Origin of the sequence: Aliisedimentitalea sp. MJ-SS2 (assembly GCF_032586155.1) — a bacterium.
GTDB lineage: Bacteria > Pseudomonadota > Alphaproteobacteria > Rhodobacterales > Rhodobacteraceae > JAWHTC01.
On the sequence record NZ_JAWHTC010000004.1, the window covers coordinates 204,733 to 219,883 of the forward strand.

The window sequence follows — 15,151 nt, forward strand, 5'->3', positions numbered from 1 at the left end:
GCCTGGGTTCCATCGGGATGTTGGTTTCCGGGTGGCCCAGGGCCGGGCCTGCTGCGTGGACGGGCCGGTGACGATGCGATCACGGGTGGTGACGAAGAAGATACCATCGAAGGCGGTGCCGAGAACGATTTTCTCTTTGGCGAGGAAGACAATGACGTGATCCGCGGTGGAACCGGGGATGACGTGATCGAAGGTGAAGGTGGAGATGACACTCTGTTCGGCGGGCCGGGTGCCGACTACTTGGATGGCGGGGCTGGTAATGACAGCCTTGATGGCACCAACGGGGCCCTGACTGGCGGAACCGATGGTCTGGAATTCGATACGCTGGTTGGTGGCGAGGGTGACGATACCCTGGTCATCGGCAGCAATGACATTGCCACCGGTGGAGCAGGGGCAGACGTCTTTGTCACCGGAACCTGGGCCGAGGGGACCGATGGGATCAATGACGCGCCCTATATCTCCGATTTCACCGTGGGCGAAGACACCATGGTGATCATGGTGCCGGCAGGTTATGCCGGTGCGGGTGATGTAGTGGTCGAGAATGTGCCGGGTGCGACGACTGCGCTGGTGCGGGTGTTGCTTGACGGCGTTGTTGTCGCGCATATCGCCGGGCAGACGGCAGCCGCTATTCCTCTGTCATCGCTGTCGATCGTGGAAGCTGCGGCCTAGGCGAAAGACCAGCTGCTCAGCAAGTCACGTATCGCGGTTGAGCCGCGCAGTCCGACCGCCCCGGCGTTTGCGAAGCCGGGGCGCTCGCGAGGGGAGTTCAGCCATCAAGGTCCGGCGTTCCTCGGGCGAAAGGCGCGACCAGCGGGCGATCTCGTCACCGGTACGAAAACAGCCGGTGCAGATACGTTCCTCACGGTGGATCACGCAGATGTTGATGCAAGGCGACTCGATCTCGTCGCGTTGCCAGACGTCGTCACTCATAGATGCCTCAAACGGTCCAGTAGCCCCTGCAGGATATAGGAGGCCGCGACGTGGTCGATGACCTCGGCGCGACGTTTTCGCGACGTATCCGCCTCCAAGAGCGCGCGTTCGGCAGCGACGGTGGACAGGCGCTCGTCCCAGAAGGTGATCGGCAGTTCGGTCAGGCGGGTGAGGTTGCGGGCAAAGGCGCGGGTGGATTGGCAGCGCGGGCCCTCGGAGCCGTCCATGTTGCGGGGCAGGCCGAGAACGATACCGACAAGGGCACGGTCCTTGGCGATTTCCAAGAGGCGGGCCGCATCGACACCGAATTTCTTGCGGCGCACGGTTTCGAGCGGTGTTGCGACCGAGCGCAGCCCGTCGGAAACTGCAATGCCGATGGTCCGATCGCCGAGGTCGAGCCCCATCAGGGCGCCACTGGGCGGCAGGGTAGTGGTAAACTCTTCGACCTCGTCAAAGATCATTCGGCCAGCCCGACCGAGCGGGCGGCGGCATCGATCTGTGCAAGTGCTGTGTCGTTTCCAGCATGGGCGGCGCGGGCATCGGCAAGCGCCTTCATGGCGGCGTCCTTGTCGCCCAGCATCGACTGCGAGGTGATCAGGCGGCCCCATTCGGCGGGGCTGCCGCCATCTTCGGCCAGGCGTTCGGCCAGCTGCGCCACCATGCCCTGGATCATTTCCTGCCGTTCCTCGGCCGTCATCGTGGCGGCGTTCTGCATGTCTTCCCGGGTCGGGCCCGAAAGGCCGCCATCGCTCAACCCGCCATCGGGCGGCAGGTCGGGGGCCTCGGCCACGCCGGCCTGGATCGCGCCCTTGCGGACGATCTCGACCGCGCCGGGTTCAGATCCAAAGACCTGTTGTGCCTCTTGCCAGATCGCCGCAGCCTTTTCACGATCGCCCAGAATGCCCAGGCCCTGGATAAGGCGGGCCCATTCCTCCGGCGAGCCGCCTTGCGTCGCCAGGCGCTCGTTGAGGCGTGCTACCATGCCCTCGATCATTTCGGCGCGCTCTTCCGGGCTCATTTCGGCCGCGGCGGCCATGTCGGCGGCGGACGGGCCGGGGGTTTGGGCCTCAGGCGAGGGCGGGGTGTAGTCGACGCCCGCGCGCCAGGCCAGTTCTTCGATCTGACCACGGATGATGTGGTTCCAGGGCGCCGAGGGCGGGCCCTCTTCCAGCAACCGTGACCAGAAGCGGAAGGCGGCATCGGGACGGTTGTTCTGGATCAGCATCAGCCCGGTATAGTAACGCGCCGGCTTGTGCCCGGGGTCGCGCAGCAGCGTGCTGCGCAGGGCCTCTTCGGCCTCGGGCGAGACATAACCTTCGGTGGCGGTGATCATCATCTCGGACAGGATGGCAAAATCGGTGGCGGTGGCGCGCTCGCCCTTGATCCGGATCACGCCCTGTTGCGCCTTGTAGGCGGCGCGGAAATTACCCAGCGAGGCCTCGTTTCGAGCCAGAAGCTGGTGGCCCTGGAGGTCGTCGGGACGCTCCTGAACGGTCTGGCGCAGCTTGATCATCAACTCGGCAAACTTGGCGTCGTTGGGTTCGTTGCCGACGGCAGGCAGCTCGGCCTCGGCTTCGGTCTGGGTCGGGCGTGATTTGCGCTGCTCGTCCGAGATGGCGATGCGGGTTTGCAGTGGCAGGTCGCGGGCGCCGGGCTTGCCGATGGCGGTGTAGATGCCGATGGTGCCACCGATGAGGACCACCGCCGCCAGCGCCGTTGCGGCCAGCGTGACGCCACGGGGTTGATCCGCGCCAGTGTCAGCCTTTTGCAGCTGGGCGTCGGCGGCCAGCACCCGGCGACCGACCTCGGCGCGGATACGTTCGGCATCGCCTTCGCCGATCACGCCGCGGGCGAGGTCGCGATCGACCTCCTTGAGTTGATCGCGATAGACCCGCAGATCATAGGCGGCGGGGTGTTCCGCGTCAGCGCGTGTGCGCAGAAGGGCAAGACCCAGAAGCGTGGCAATCACGACGGCCAATGCAATGGCGGTGATCCAGAAAATCATGACGCTAACCATCCCCGATCAAACATGTGTTGCAGGGTGATGTAATAGGCCTAGCGTGCTTTAGAAAGGGCAAAAGGACCGCCAGACGCGAGATGTCGCAATTGTGGCCGATTGTGACGAATTGAGGCGCGGTCGGAATCTGCCAAACGGGCACTAACATGCCATGACGCAAATTGCGGGGAATCGGACACGATGAGACGGTATTCAGCCTTTGCCGTGGCGCGCGAAGCGGCGCGCTATCACAGCGGATGGGGACGGGCGTGGCGCTCGCCCGAGCCGAAGAAGAAATATGACGTTGTGATTGTCGGGGCCGGGGGGCACGGGCTGGCGACGGCCTATTACCTGGGCAAGAACCACGGCATCACCAATGTGGCGATCATCGAGAAGGGTTGGCTGGGCGGTGGCAACACCGGTCGGAACACCACGATCATCCGCTCGAACTACCTGCAGGATCCGTCGGCGGCGATCTACGAGAAGGCTCGGTCTTTGTATGAGACCATGTCGCAGGATCTGAACTATAACGTGATGTTCAGTCCACGTGGCGTGCTGATGCTGGCGCAGACCGAGCATGAGGTGCGTGGCTACAAGCGCACGGCGCATGCCAACATGCTGCAAGGGGTTCAGACCGAATTCATTGGGCCCGAGCGGGTGAAAGAGATCGTGCCGATCATCTCGCTTGAGGGGCCGCGCTATCCGGTTCTGGGCGGGCTGTGGCAGGCGCGCGGCGGCACGGGGCGTCACGACGCGGTGGCCTGGGCCTATGCGCGGGCCTGTTCCGACATGGGCATGGACATCATCCAGAAGACCGAAGTGATTGGTGTGCGCAAAGAGGGCGACAAGGTTGTCGGCGTCGATACCACCAAGGGTGCGATTGATTGCGACAAGCTGGGCATGATTGTCGCCGGGCATTCCAGCGTGCTGGCCGAAATGGCCGGTTTCCGTCTGCCGATGGAAAGCGTCGCCTTGCAGGCGCTGGTATCCGAGCCGATCAAGCCCTGCATGGACATCGTGGTGATGGCCAACACCGTGCACGGCTACATGAGCCAGTCCGACAAGGGCGAGATGGTGATCGGCGGCGGCACCGACGGGTTCAACAACTATACCCAACGCGGGTCGTTCCACCATGTCGAGGAAACGGTGCGGGCGCTGGTCGAGACCTTCCCGATGATCTCGCGTCTGAAGATGCTGCGCCAATGGGGCGGGATCGTGGATGTGACCGGGGACCGCTCGCCGATTATCTCGAAGACACCGGTGGATGGGGTATTCATCAACTCGGGCTGGGGGACAGGTGGGTTCAAATCCATTCCGGGATCGGGCTGGGGCATGGCCGAGCTGATGGCCAAGGGGCATTCCTCGTTGACCGAAGAGTTTGGGCTGAACCGGTTCACCGAGGGGCGGTTCGTGGACGAGTCAGTTGCTGCTGGTGTGGCGCATTGAAACGGCTTTGAGCCTCAGGGAAGGAGATTTCGCATGTCGAATGCAATCAAAGTTGTCGTTATCGCCGCCATCGCAAGCGCCTTGCTTGGGGTGGTTTCCGCAGCGCTGCCACTTCCCGCCATTGTTGGCGCGTTGCTAGGGCTTTTTGCGCTGATGGGGTGGTTGCTTTACCTCAACATTGATGGCGGCAAGGGGATGAAGGTGATCGTCGCGTTGATCTCGGCCGGATTGAATGTTGTTGCGTTCTGGTACGTTTGGATCACGATGACTTATGACCTCGAGACTGCGAACTTCGTCTTGACCGGCGGGTCCGTGGCGTTCGCGCAGTTCTGGCAGTCACTGACTTCCACCGAAGTCTCAGTGCGTGGCACCGACCTTGGCAACTACATGACGTATACGTCCTATGCATCCACCCTCGCGGTGGCGTTTCCGCCGCTGATCTGGGCGGTTTTTGCAGGCAATTCCAAACCCGCGGAAGAGTGAGGTACGACTATGCTGATCCTTGAATGCCCCTACTGCGGGGTCACGGCAGAAGAAACCGATTTTCACGCGGGCGGCGAGGCGCATCTCAAGCGCTTTGGGCCGGACTCGTCGGAAAGCGATTTTGAAGGCTACCTGTTCCACCGGGAAAACCCGCTGGGGGTGCATTTCGAGCGCTGGCGGCATGTGAACGGCTGTGGCAAGTGGTTCCACGCGGCGCGCGACACGGCGACGCTTGAGGTGTTTGGCACCTATAGCGCGCAGGTCACTGAGCCGCCGAAAGAGATCAAGGACAAGATCACGGCCAAGCGGCCGGGTTGGAGCTGGAGGGAGTTCGCATGATGGCGGGCCGGTTTGGATTGTCGGCCGGGGCGCTTGCGGCCCGGCATGCACCCGCCCGCCCCAAGGCGGGTGCATTCGCACCCACCCGGGCGGCTGCATGCCTCTGGTCCGATGTGAAAGGAAGATCGAAATGAGCACGCGTCTGGCAAATGGCGGGCGGCGGATTGACCGCTCGAAACAGGTCGAGTTCACCTTCAACGGTAAGCGGATGAAGGGGTATGAGGGTGATACGCTGGCGGCGGCGCTGTTGGCGAATGACCAGATGATGATGGGTCGGTCGTTCAAGTATCACCGTCCGCGCGGTGTTGTCGCCAGCGGGGCGGAAGAGCCCAACGCGCTGGTCAATATGGGCGAGGGGAGCCGGTTCGAGCCGGATCAGCGGACCACGACGACCGAAGTGTTCGACGGGCTGACGGCCACGTCGCAGAACCACTGGCCGAGCCTCGAGTTCGATGTGGGGGCGATCAACAACAAGCTGGCGCGGTTCCTTCCCGCCGGGTTCTACTACAAGACCTTCAAGTTCCCGCGCTTTGCCTGGAAGCATCTCTACGAGCCGATCGTGCGCCAGTCCGCCGGTCTGGGCCAGGTGCCCAAGGATCGCGATGCGGATACCTATGAGCATTACTATGCCTTCTTTGATGTCGTCGTGATCGGCGGCGGGATTGCGGGCCTCGTGGCGGCCAAGACGGCGGCCGAAGCCGGGGCCAAGGTGCTGTTGATGGAGCAGACACCCGAATGGGGCGGGCGTGCGCCGGTTGATGGTGGCGAAATTGCCGGTATGACGGTTGATGCCTTTGTGGCCGACATCGTGGCGGCGCTGGAAGGCATGAAGAATGTCACGATGCGCACCCGGATGATGGGGGCCGGCGTTTATGATCACGGCTATGTGCTGGGATACGAGCGGTTGCGCGATCATTGCCCGGATGACGCCGGGCCGCGGCATCGGTTGTGGCGGATCAGGGCCGGGCGGATTATCACCGCGACCGGCGCGATTGAGCGGCCGCTGAGCTTTGCCGGGAACGACATTCCGGGGGTGATGCTGGCAAGCGCGCTGCGCGACTACATTGTCGATTATGGCGTGTCGCCCGGGGATCGGGTTGTGGTCGTGACCAACAACGACGATGCCTATCGCACAGCGATTGCAGTGAAACAGGCCGGGTTGGCCGTGCCGGTGGTGCTGGATGCGCGCGCTGGCGGCGGCGGGGCCTTGGCCGATGAGGCGCGTGCCTTGGGTATTCGCGTCGAGAACGGCAAGGCCATTGCCAAGGTGTACGGCTACAAGCGCGTCACTGGCGTGGCGATCTGCTCGCAAGCGGGCGAAGGTGCCGTGGACGAGGAAATCGGCTGTGATGCGGTGGCGATGTCCGGTGGCTGGTCGCCGGTGGTGCACCTGTGGTCGCATTGCGGTGGCAAGCTGACCTGGGACGAGGCGCAGGCGCATTTCCGGCCCGATGTTTCGCGTCCGCCGACCAACCAGAATGGCGAAGGGTTCGTCCTGACCGCCGGGGCGGCAAGCGGCGCCATGGATACGGCCGTTGGCCTGACCGATGCGAACTGGGCTGGGGCCACGGCCGCCGAAGGTTGCGGGTTCACCGGCAAATGCTCGTCTGCGCCGCATGTTGTGCCGGGTGTCGAGAAGGCGATGGAGCCAGTGTGGTTGATGCCGCAGGGGGCCGGGGCCAAGCTGCGGATGAAGGCGTGGCTGGACTATCAGAACGACGTGAAAGTTAGCGACGTTCAGCTGGCAGCACGCGAAGGCTATGAAAGCGTGGAGCATACCAAGCGCTACACCACGCTGGGTATGGCGACGGATCAAGGCAAGCTGAGCAATATCAATGGGTTGGCGACGTTGGCAGGGGCGCTGAATGCACCGATTCCGCAGGTGGGAACGACCACGTTCCGTCCACCTTATACACCGATTTCCTTTGGCTCGATTGCCGGGGAAGCGCGCGGCGATATCTTCCAGCCGCTGCGCCGTACGCCGATGCATGAATGGCACGAGGAAAATGGCGCGGTCTGGGAGCCGGTCGGTCATTGGCGGCGGCCTTACTGCTATACCCAAGGGGCCGAGAGCCATGCCGAGGCGGTGAGTCGTGAGATCAAGGCGACGCGCGAGAGCCTGGGGCTGCTGGATGCCTCGACACTGGGCAAGCTCGTCGTGAAAGGACCGGATGCGGGCAAGTTCCTCGACATGATGTACACCAACATGATGTCGACGCTGAAGCCGGGCAAATGCCGCTATGGGCTGATGTGCAGCGAGAACGGCTTCCTGATCGACGACGGCGTTGTGGCGCGGATCGATGAGGACACGTTCCTGTGTCACACCACCACCGGCGGGGCAGAGCGGATCCATGGCCACATGGAAGAGTGGCTGCAGACCGAATGGTGGGACTGGAAGGTCTATGTTGCCAACGTGACCGAGCAGCATGCGCAGATTGCCGTGGTTGGGCCGAATGCACGGAAAGTTCTGGAAAAACTGACCGACGAGGAGGTCAGCGCCGAGGCGTTGCCGTTCATGACCTGGAAGGATGTGACGCTAGGTCGCGTCAGTGCACGAGTTTATCGTATTTCATTCTCGGGAGAGTTGAGTTACGAAATCGCCGTGCCTGCCAGCCAAGGTCGCGCCTTGTGGGGAATGTTGCTGGAGGCCGGAGAAGAGTTTGGCGTGACACCCTATGGCACCGAGGCGCTGCACGTGATGCGGGCCGAGAAGGGTTTCATCATGATCGGGGACGAGACCGACGGGACGATCATCCCGCAGGATCTGGGTCTGCACTGGGCGATTTCCAAGAAGAAGGAGGATTTCCTGGGCAAGCGGGCGCAGAAACGCTCGTTCATGGACAATCCGGATCGCTGGCAGTTGGTGGGTCTCAAGACCGAGGATGGCAGCGTGCTGCCGGACGGGGCCTATGCGGTCGCCGAGGGCAAGAACGCCAATGGTCAGCGCAACGTACAGGGCCGGGTGACCTCGACCTACTACTCGCCGACACTGGATTGTGGCATTGCCATGGGGCTGGTCCACAACGGACCCGACCGGATGGGTGACGTGATCGAGTTCCCGGGAACGGATGGCAAGACCTACAAGGCGCGGATCGTCGATCCGGTGTTCTATGACAAGGACGGGAAGAAGCAGAATGTCTGACGCAGTCAGTGCAATGATGGGCGCCTCGTTTGACGGGATTGCCAAGGTGGAAGAGGCCGGTCTGATTGGGATGATCACCCTGCGGGGTGACCTTGCCAGCGCGGCGATGGTCAAGGCCGTGAAGGTGGCGACTGACGCTGCAATTCCGGGTCAGCGCGAGATCACCCATGCGGGCGGGTTCCGCGTTGTTTGGATGTCGCCGGACGAGTTGTTGATCACCTGCGATCATGCGCAGGCCGAAGCGGTGGTTGGCAGTCTGACGAAATCACTGGAGGGGGAGCATTCCCTTGCGGTCAACGTCTCGGACGCGCGCGCGGTATTTGATGTGAGCGGGACCCAGGCGCGTGACGTGCTGGCCAAGGTGATGCCTGTCGATTTCTCAGCAGGCGGATTCGGTGCCGATAGCGTGCGGCGTTCGCGACTGGCGCAGGTTGCGGCGGCGGTGTGGGCCGAAGGCGAGGACCGGTTCCGCGTGGTCTGTTTCCGGTCTGCCGGGCGCTATGTCTTTGACGTGCTGAGCGCGGCGGCGGCCGAGGGCAGCGAAGTGGGGCTGCTGGGCTGATCGTAAAAGGCGATTGCTGAGCCAAAAAAACGCACACTGCGTGCATTTGTGTGGTTGACGCCAAGTTGCGTCATGTATTGATTGGTGAACATCGGGACTTCCTGCGGAAGCCCGTGCTCATTGCATCAATACAGGGGGCGACGTATGCGGACGCGATTTTGGGGAACAGTATTGGCATGTTGCGTTGCTGCTGGCGGAGCGCCTGATGCGGCGACGGCCAAGGATCGCATTTTGCGATGCGAACTGCGGCAAGACGGGTATTATGGCGGGACGCCGCCCGAGGTTCACATTGCCTATAAACCCGGTGAGAGCCGGATGGTGGTCTATGACAGTTTCCTGCATTTTCTCGAGGCCGGTCCGGTATGGGGCCGCGTTGACCGCGACAACGACAGGCGGTTCATCATCCGCTGGAAGGTCGACGACATGAAGACCGATTCAGGGCACACGATGGATTGGCGAATGAAACTGTCGTGGGACAAGAAGACCGGGCGGGCGACGATCACCGGCAAGGCTGCCGTCAGCGACGATGACAATAACGGCAGCGGCAAGTGTTTCTTTAAGAAGTGACCGGATTGGTTGCCGCAATCTTCACGACAGGTGAGGCGGTGGATTTTTTGCATACGGAGTAATAAACAAATGCGTTTTAAAAAAATGGCTGCGGTGGCGGTTGGCGCGAGCTTTTTGATGGTAGGGCAGCAGGTGAGTTCGGCAGAGTTGTCGCTGCAATGCGATTTAAAGAATATCCCCAGAAAAGCCGGTTTGTCACAAACCTATTTTGTCGGTCATCGGGAAGGTCAGCCGTTCGTGGTTGTTGCCGATGAGTGGATCCTGCATTTCAACGGGAAACCGGTAAAAGCAGAAATCAGCCGCAACGATTCCAAGTCACTCGTTTTTACGTGGGAATTGGATCCGAATGGCACGTCGAACTCGACGAGATCTAGGCTGGCTTACCGTGCGCACTACATGAAGACGACTGGACAATTGAACGTTCGAGCGCAGCCAAAGCCATATCCGCCGTTGGCGGGAGCGCGGGGCAAGTGCAAGACGGTAAAGCGGAAAGGTTGGTAGACTGTTTCCAAGGAAGTTTGATTATTGCCAGAACATTCGATCGCATCGACGCGGATTTGCAGGGTGATAGTATCTGTCAAGAAAATCAATGTGGTCTCTTGACCTTTTGACCTTGAAAGGTCCATTTGAGACCCAGGTTTAACGCAAACATCCGAGGGAGCTACCCCATGGCTTTTGAACTTCCCGATCTTCCTTACGCCCACGACGCGCTGGCCGTAAAAGGCATGAGCGCCGAGACGCTGGAATATCACCACGACCTGCACCACAACGCCTATGTGACCAATGGCAACGCGGCCATTGCCGGGACCGAGTGGGAAAGCAAGTCGATGGAAGACATCATCACCGGCACCTATGACGCGAACGCCGTCGCCCAGAACGGGATCTTCAACAACATCAGCCAGTTGTGGAACCACAACCAGTTCTGGGAGATGATGGGCCCGGGCGACAATGGCATGCCCGGCGAGCTGGAAAAGGCACTGAACGAAGCGTTCGGTTCGGTTGACGAGTTCAAGTCGCAGTTCAGCGCCGCAGGCGTAGGCCAGTTCGGTTCGGGCTGGTGCTGGCTGGTGCAGAATGCTGACGGTTCGCTGGCCGTGACCAAGACCGAGAACGGGGTGAACCCGCTCTGCTTCGGTCAAACGGCTCTGCTGGGCTGTGACGTGTGGGAGCACTCCTATTACATTGATTTCCGCAACAAGCGTCCGGTCTACCTGTCGAACTTCCTCGACAATCTGGTGAACTGGGAAAACGTCGCCGGCCGGATGAAGTAAATCCGCCGGGCATGAATTGGAAATGGCCGTCCCGGTTGGGGCGGCCGTTTTCGTTTGCCCGGCAGAAAGCGCTTTCCCTTGGTTGCGGCCTTGGCCATGGTGCGGCAGGGGTTAAAGGGGATCATGGTGAGCGAGACAGGGCGTGGCGTAGCGGCGATGGTGGTGGCCTGCCTGATCTGGGGGCTGGTGCCGATCTTCTACAAGCAACTGGTGCATATCGATGCGCTGGAAATCCTGGCGCATCGCACCTTCTGGTCGTTTCTTCTGTTTACCCTGCTGCTGATGATGCAAGGGCGGGTCGGCGCGTTGGGCGCCGCGCTGGGTGATTGGAAGACGGCACGGGTGATTGCCCTTGCGGCGGCGATGATTTCGATCAACTGGGGCCTTTACATCATGTCGGTGCAATGGGGCCGGGTGACGGAAAGCGCGCTGGGCTATTACATCTTTCCACTGGTGGCGGTGATGCTGGGCCGGGTGGTTCTGGGCGAGGTGCTGAGCCGGGCGCAGTGGACGGCTGTCGCGCTGGCCGTCGCGGGGGTATTGGTGCTGACCGCTGGATTGGGGGCGGCGCCTTGGATTTCCATCATCCTTTCATTGAGCTTTGGCGTCTATGGTATTGTCAAGAAACAACTTTCCGTCGGACCGATCGTGTCCGTGACTGCGGAAGCAGCGATAGTCGGGACGATTGGCCTGGCCTGGTTGATCTGGCTTGAAACACAGGGGCGCGGGGTGTTTGGCGAGGACCATTGGGACAGCTTCCTGCTGGTTTTGTCAGGGGCGTTGACCGCGACGCCGCTCATACTGTTTTCCTATGCGGCCAAGCGGGTGAACCTGTCGACCATCGGGTTGCTGCAATACATCAATCCAACCGGGCAGTTCCTGTGTGCCGTGGTGCTGTTTGCCGAACCGTTCACCGGTTGGCACATGGCGGCGTTCGGGCTGATCTGGGTGGCGCTGGCGCTTTATTCGGCGTCGGCCATTGCTCAGGACAGAGCGTCGCGCAGGGTGGCGATGGCGGCTTCGGGTGACGGTACGACCGAAATCAGCGCCCGCAGCGAGGCGTCGGCAAAGCCCTGATCGATAACGTGGTCGATAAGGCCAATCAGCGGATCCCAGTAACCATTGGCGTTGAGCAACAGGATCGGTTTGGCATGCAGGCCAAGCTGCGCCCAGGTCAGGACCTCGAAGAACTCATCGAGCGAGCCGGCGCCGCCGGGCAGCACGACGATGGCGTCAGAGTTCATGAACATCACCTTTTTGCGTTCGTGCATGTTCTCGGTGACGACGAAACGGGTCAGGTCGCGTTTGCCGACCTCAAGCTGCATCAGGTGGGTGGGGATGACACCGAACGTGTCGCCGCCGGCGTCCTGTGCCGCGCGGGCCACCGCGCCCATCAGCCCGACATCGCCCGCGCCATAGACCAACCGCCAGTCTTGGGCGGCGAGCGCGGCGCCAAACCGGGTCGCGATGTCCATATAGGCAGGGTCGTTTCCGGGGCGGGCGCCGCAATAGACGCAGATCGAGGGCTGTTGCATAGGCGACGACATGGGCAGCGAATCCGATTTGAGAAAGAGACGTGTTTTGACCCGTGTTAGCCTTGTTGGTAAAGAGGCTCAACCGCGTGCATAGGGGGCGACGCGGAGGGGAAGGACAAGATGAGCAAACTGGCCGGGCTGACAGGGGTGCAGGGCGGCATGATCGCCGGAGCTGCCGTGGTGGTGATCATGGGCGGGGCCGCGTGGTATTCCGGGGCCTTCGCGCCTGGTGTGCCCGCGCCGCAACCGGAGAAGGTGGCGTTGCTGCCGCAAGCCGAAGAAACGCCGGAGCCGGCAGCCGCGCCTGAGCCGAAATCCGAACCGGTGACGGCAGAGCCGCAGACGACAGAGCCGGAGGTGCAGCCAGAGGCCGAACCGGAGACAGCGAAGGCCGAAGCGGCTGCGCCGGACGTGATGCAACCGGCCTTTGACCTGGTCCGGGTGGAAAAAGATGGCAGCGCGACGATCGCCGGGCGCGCCGATCCCGGGGTCGAAGTGCTGATCGAACTGGACGGGCAAGAAGCCAGCCGGGCCACAACCGGGGGCGATGGCAGTTTTGTCCAGTTCATGAAGATTGAACCCTCGACCGAACCGCGCTTGGTCAGGTTGATGGTTGAAGGGGTGGATGGACAGCCGGTCTATTCCGCCGACAGTGCCGTGATCGCGCCGATGTTGCAGGTGGCAGCTGTCGAACCGGAGAAGGTTGAGCCCGCGGCCCGGGAGCCGGAAGCGGACCCGGTCGAGGTGGAGACGCCGAAGGTCGCGGAGGCGCCGGTGGTCTCGGAGCCCGAGATGGTCGAGCCAGAGCCGGAGCCCGTGGTGCAGGCCGTGGCCGAAGCGCCGCAGGTCGAGCCGGTCGAGATAGTGGCGGTCGAACCGGAAGTGGTTGCGGAGCCTGTTGTACAGGCACCGACGGCCGGATCGTCCGACCCCGAACCTGAAACATCGCCCGAGCCTGTTGTTGAAACGGTGCAGGTGACCGAACCGACGGCATCTGAACCCGCCGCAGGCGAACCTGAGGTGGCGTCGGACAAGATGGCCGAACCTGCTCAGCTGGCGGCCGTTGAACCCGAGATCATCACACCGCCCGAGCCGCAGGCTCCGGCGGTCATCATTGCCGGGACGGAAGGGGTGAAAGTGGTGCAGCCGCTGGCGCGCGCGCCGGAGGTGATGAGCGCCGTGGCGCTGGACACGATTTCCTATACCGATCAGGGTGAGGTGCAATTGGCCGGACGCGGGCAGGGCAGTGGTTTCGTCCGGGTCTATGTCGACAACCGGCCGGTAACGACCTCGCGGATCGCGGCGGACGGCAACTGGCGCAGCGACCTGCCGGATGTGGACACCGGGGTCTACACGCTGCGGGTCGACGAGATCGACACTGAGGGCCAAGTGGTGAGCCGGGTTGAAACCCCGTTCAAGCGCGAGGCACAAGAGGTGGTGGCCGAGGCCGGTCAGGCAAAGGTGATCACGGTGCAGCCGGGCCATACGCTCTGGGCGATTGCGACGGACAATTACGGTGAAGGGAACCTCTATGTCCGGCTTTACGAGGCCAACAAGGACAGGATCCGCAACCCCGACCTGATCTATCCGGGGCAGGTGTTCGATATTCCGGGCGAGTGAGCCGGGCTGCCAAACCGCGACGGAACGTTATTTGAGAAACACCCTGCCAATACTTGGCAGGGTGTTTCACATTGGACGGACAGGAATTGCGCGGGAGGATGGGCATGGCAGGTCAGGTATGGGTGGATCAGGCGAATATCACGCAGGCCGCATTGCACGAGGTGGTTAGTGCGCCCCTGCAGGCGGGTCAGGTGCGGCTGGCGCTGGAGAGTTTTGCACTGACGGTAAACAACGTGACCTATGCCGCGACCGGGTTTGTCATCGGTTATTGGAAATTCTTTTCCACCGGTGCGGACGGACAGGGGATCGTGCCGGTCTGGGGCGTGGCAAGGGTGATGGAAAGCCAGAACGACGCGGTGGCCGTGGGCGAGCGGTATTACGGCTTCTACCCGATGGCCGAGGAACTGGTGGTGTTGCCCGAGGCGGCGCCGGGCGGGTTCATTGACAAGGCAGCGCATCGCGACGGGTTGCCACTGGTTTACAACATGTATGCTGCCGTGAGGGACAGTACGCCGCAGCAGGACCATCTGCGGGCCTTGCTGCAGCCGTTGCTGGCGACCTCCTACCTGCTGTTTGACTGGCTGAGCGACAACGGTTGGTTCGGCGCCGAGCAGATCATCGTCGGCAGCGCCTCATCCAAGACCGGGCTGGGGCTGGCAAAGTTCCTGGCCGAGCCCGCTGGGCGGCCCTATCGGATCGTCGGGCTGACCTCGGACGGGAACCGCGGGTTTGTCGAGGGGCTGGGCGCCTGTGATCAGGTGCTGAGCTACAATGAGATCGGGCAGCTGGATCGGGTGCCTTCGGTCTATGTCGATATGGCGGGGAATGCCGAGGTGAAGCGGGTGTTGCATACCCACCTGGGGGATATGCTGCGCCATTCCGCGGCGGTGGGGACCAGCCATTGGGACAAGTTTGAACAGCCAAACGATCTGCCCGGGCCGAAACCGCAGTTCTTTTTCGCGCCTTCGCAAGTGGCGAAGCGGCGCGAAGACTGGGGGCCGGGGGTGATCGAACGCGAGATCACAGCGGCGTGGAAGCGGATTGCCGCAGATGCCAGCGCGTGGCTGGAAGTGATCCCGCATCAGGGGCTGGACAAGGCGCCTGAGGTTTACGCCAGGCTGGCGCAGGGGCAGGCCAAGCCGAGCGAGGGGCATGTTGTGGTGATCTAGGCGCCGTCGGGCCGGTTGGGAGTGGCCTTGAGCAGACATTCGAATTGCTTTCGCAATCCGACCGGCTGGCGGGTCGGATCGTTCGAGTGGC

At 62.3% G+C, this 15,151-nt stretch carries 15 protein-coding genes and 1 pseudogene; 12 read left to right on the plus strand and 4 right to left on the minus strand.

Going from position 1 to position 15,151, the window contains the following annotated elements:
- Positions 1-42: 42 nt before the first annotated feature.
- A pseudogene (locus tag RXV86_RS16180) lies at positions 43-669 on the plus strand (peptidylprolyl isomerase); the annotation flags it as partial.
- A gap of 24 nt (positions 670-693) precedes the next feature.
- On the opposite strand, the gene RXV86_RS16185 reads toward RXV86_RS16180, so the two are convergent.
- Genes RXV86_RS16185 through ccmI form a run of 3 tightly spaced genes read right to left on the minus strand, consistent with a single transcriptional unit; the run spans position 694 to position 2,935 of the window.
- The gene (locus RXV86_RS16185) at positions 694-930 is read right to left on the minus strand and encodes a DUF1289 domain-containing protein (RefSeq protein WP_316301295.1); all 237 of its coding nucleotides are present in this window, start codon (positions 928-930) and stop codon (positions 694-696) included.
- Positions 927-1,391, minus strand: a complete 465-nt coding sequence (gene ruvX / locus RXV86_RS16190; RefSeq protein ID WP_316301296.1) for a Holliday junction resolvase RuvX — start codon at positions 1,389-1,391, stop codon at positions 927-929. The genes RXV86_RS16185 and ruvX overlap by 4 nt, the downstream gene beginning before the upstream one ends.
- On the minus strand, positions 1,388-2,935 hold the full coding sequence (gene ccmI, locus RXV86_RS16195; protein ID WP_316301297.1) for a c-type cytochrome biogenesis protein CcmI: 1,548 nt from the start codon (positions 2,933-2,935) through the stop codon (positions 1,388-1,390). Before ccmI ends, ruvX begins: the two co-directional genes overlap by 4 nt.
- A 192-nt stretch (positions 2,936-3,127) precedes the next feature.
- Here ccmI and RXV86_RS16200 point away from each other — a divergent pair, with 192 nt between their 5' ends.
- The 9 genes from RXV86_RS16200 to rarD all read left to right on the plus strand — a co-directional run bounded on the left by RXV86_RS16200 (position 3,128) and on the right by rarD (position 11,813).
- Positions 3,128-4,372 (plus strand): sarcosine oxidase subunit beta family protein, encoded by a 1,245-nt coding sequence (locus RXV86_RS16200; RefSeq protein ID WP_316301298.1) that lies wholly within the window; start codon positions 3,128-3,130, stop codon positions 4,370-4,372.
- Positions 4,373-4,405: 33 nt separating this feature from the next.
- A complete protein-coding gene (locus RXV86_RS16205; RefSeq protein ID WP_316301299.1) occupies positions 4,406-4,855 on the plus strand; it encodes a hypothetical protein in 450 nt (149 codons plus the stop codon).
- A gap of 9 nt (positions 4,856-4,864) precedes the next feature.
- The gene (locus RXV86_RS16210) at positions 4,865-5,194 is read left to right on the plus strand and encodes a sarcosine oxidase subunit delta (RefSeq protein WP_316301300.1); all 330 of its coding nucleotides are present in this window, start codon (positions 4,865-4,867) and stop codon (positions 5,192-5,194) included.
- A gap of 130 nt (positions 5,195-5,324) precedes the next feature.
- Positions 5,325-8,336 carry a sarcosine oxidase subunit alpha family protein gene (locus RXV86_RS16215; protein WP_316301301.1) on the plus strand — a complete coding sequence of 1,004 codons (3,012 nt, stop codon included), beginning with the start codon at positions 5,325-5,327 and terminating at the stop codon, positions 8,334-8,336.
- Positions 8,329-8,898 carry a sarcosine oxidase subunit gamma family protein gene (locus RXV86_RS16220; RefSeq protein ID WP_316301302.1) on the plus strand — a complete coding sequence of 190 codons (570 nt, stop codon included), beginning with the start codon at positions 8,329-8,331 and terminating at the stop codon, positions 8,896-8,898. The genes RXV86_RS16215 and RXV86_RS16220 overlap by 8 nt, the downstream gene beginning before the upstream one ends.
- 144 nt (positions 8,899-9,042) lie before the next feature.
- Positions 9,043-9,465, plus strand: a complete 423-nt coding sequence (locus tag RXV86_RS16225) for a hypothetical protein (protein ID WP_316301303.1) — start codon at positions 9,043-9,045, stop codon at positions 9,463-9,465.
- A 69-nt stretch (positions 9,466-9,534) separates the two neighbouring features.
- Positions 9,535-9,966 carry a hypothetical protein gene (locus RXV86_RS16230; protein ID WP_316301304.1) on the plus strand — a complete coding sequence of 144 codons (432 nt, stop codon included), beginning with the start codon at positions 9,535-9,537 and terminating at the stop codon, positions 9,964-9,966.
- A gap of 167 nt (positions 9,967-10,133) precedes the next feature.
- Positions 10,134-10,736, plus strand: coding sequence for a superoxide dismutase (locus tag RXV86_RS16235; protein WP_316301305.1), 603 nt, complete (start codon positions 10,134-10,136; stop codon positions 10,734-10,736).
- A gap of 126 nt (positions 10,737-10,862) precedes the next feature.
- Complete coding sequence (rarD, locus tag RXV86_RS16240; RefSeq protein WP_316301306.1) at positions 10,863-11,813, plus strand: EamA family transporter RarD; 951 nt, start codon at positions 10,863-10,865, stop codon at positions 11,811-11,813.
- Here the strand turns inward: rarD and RXV86_RS16245 are convergent.
- Complete coding sequence (locus tag RXV86_RS16245) at positions 11,720-12,271, minus strand: TIGR00730 family Rossman fold protein (RefSeq protein WP_316301307.1); 552 nt, start codon at positions 12,269-12,271, stop codon at positions 11,720-11,722. The two genes, rarD and RXV86_RS16245, sit on opposite strands and share 94 nt — an antisense overlap.
- 120 nt (positions 12,272-12,391) lie before the next feature.
- Here RXV86_RS16245 and RXV86_RS16250 point away from each other — a divergent pair, with 120 nt between their 5' ends.
- Both RXV86_RS16250 and RXV86_RS16255 read left to right on the plus strand, forming a co-directional pair.
- The gene (locus RXV86_RS16250; protein ID WP_316301308.1) at positions 12,392-13,891 is read left to right on the plus strand and encodes a LysM peptidoglycan-binding domain-containing protein; all 1,500 of its coding nucleotides are present in this window, start codon (positions 12,392-12,394) and stop codon (positions 13,889-13,891) included.
- Between the two features lie 104 nt (positions 13,892-13,995).
- Positions 13,996-15,060: a DUF2855 family protein gene (locus tag RXV86_RS16255; RefSeq protein WP_316301309.1), complete on the plus strand. Its 1,065-nt coding sequence runs from the start codon at positions 13,996-13,998 to the stop codon at positions 15,058-15,060.
- The last annotated feature ends 91 nt before the right edge of the window (positions 15,061-15,151 follow it).